The sequence below is a fragment of the Vibrio sp. A8-1 genome (genome assembly GCF_013048685.1).
GTDB lineage: Bacteria > Pseudomonadota > Gammaproteobacteria > Enterobacterales > Vibrionaceae > Vibrio > Vibrio metschnikovii.
Genome location: NZ_VHTC01000090.1, coordinates 1 through 1,371, shown reverse-complemented (window position 1 = coordinate 1,371; position 1,371 = coordinate 1). Strand labels below are relative to the sequence as shown.

Annotated in this window: 1 rRNA gene; it reads left to right on the top strand. The window is 53.9% G+C overall.

What is annotated here, in order from left to right:
• Window positions 1-1,332 (top strand): 16S ribosomal RNA (locus FKN93_RS17345); the annotation flags it as partial.
• Between the last annotated feature and the right edge of the window lie 39 nt (window positions 1,333-1,371).

Genomic DNA, 1,371 nt, shown 5'->3' with positions numbered 1-1,371 from the left:
GGCCTCTCGCGTCAGGATATGCCCAGGTGGGATTAGCTAGTTGGTGAGGTAATGGCTCACCAAGGCGACGATCCCTAGCTGGTCTGAGAGGATGATCAGCCACACTGGAACTGAGACACGGTCCAGACTCCTACGGGAGGCAGCAGTGGGGAATATTGCACAATGGGCGCAAGCCTGATGCAGCCATGCCGCGTGTATGAAGAAGGCCTTCGGGTTGTAAAGTACTTTCAGTCGTGAGGAAGGGGGTATCGTTAATAGCGGTATTCTTTGACGTTAGCGACAGAAGAAGCACCGGCTAACTCCGTGCCAGCAGCCGCGGTAATACGGAGGGTGCGAGCGTTAATCGGAATTACTGGGCGTAAAGCGCATGCAGGTGGTTTGTTAAGTCAGATGTGAAAGCCCGGGGCTCAACCTCGGAGTTGCATTTGAAACTGGCAGGCTAGAGTACTGTAGAGGGGGGTAGAATTTCAGGTGTAGCGGTGAAATGCGTAGAGATCTGAAGGAATACCGGTGGCGAAGGCGGCCCCCTGGACAGATACTGACACTCAGATGCGAAAGCGTGGGGAGCAAACAGGATTAGATACCCTGGTAGTCCACGCTGTAAACGATGTCTACTTGGAGGTTGTGGCCTTGAGCCGTGGCTTTCGGAGCTAACGCGTTAAGTAGACCGCCTGGGGAGTACGGTCGCAAGATTAAAACTCAAATGAATTGACGGGGGCCCGCACAAGCGGTGGAGCATGTGGTTTAATTCGATGCAACGCGAAGAACCTTACCTACTCTTGACATCTACAGGATCCTGCGGAGACGCGGGAGTGCCTTCGGGAACTGTAAGACAGGTGCTGCATGGCTGTCGTCAGCTCGTGTTGTGAAATGTTGGGTTAAGTCCCGCAACGAGCGCAACCCTTATCCTTGTTTGCCAGCGAGTAATGTCGGGAACTCCAGGGAGACTGCCGGTGATAAACCGGAGGAAGGTGGGGACGACGTCAAGTCATCATGGCCCTTACGAGTAGGGCTACACACGTGCTACAATGGCGCATACAGAGGGCGGCGAGCTAGCGATAGTGAGCGAATCCCAAAAAGTGCGTCGTAGTCCGGATTGGAGTCTGCAACTCGACTCCATGAAGTCGGAATCGCTAGTAATCGTGGATCAGAATGCCACGGTGAATACGTTCCCGGGCCTTGTACACACCGCCCGTCACACCATGGGAGTGGGCTGCAAAAGAAGCAGGTAGTTTAACCTTCGGGAGGACGCTTGCCACTTTGTGGTTCATGACTGGGGTGAAGTCGTAACAAGGTAGCGCTAGGGGAACCTGGCGCTGGATCACCTCCTTACGTAAAGATTGTGCATTGATGAGTGTTCACACAGATTGA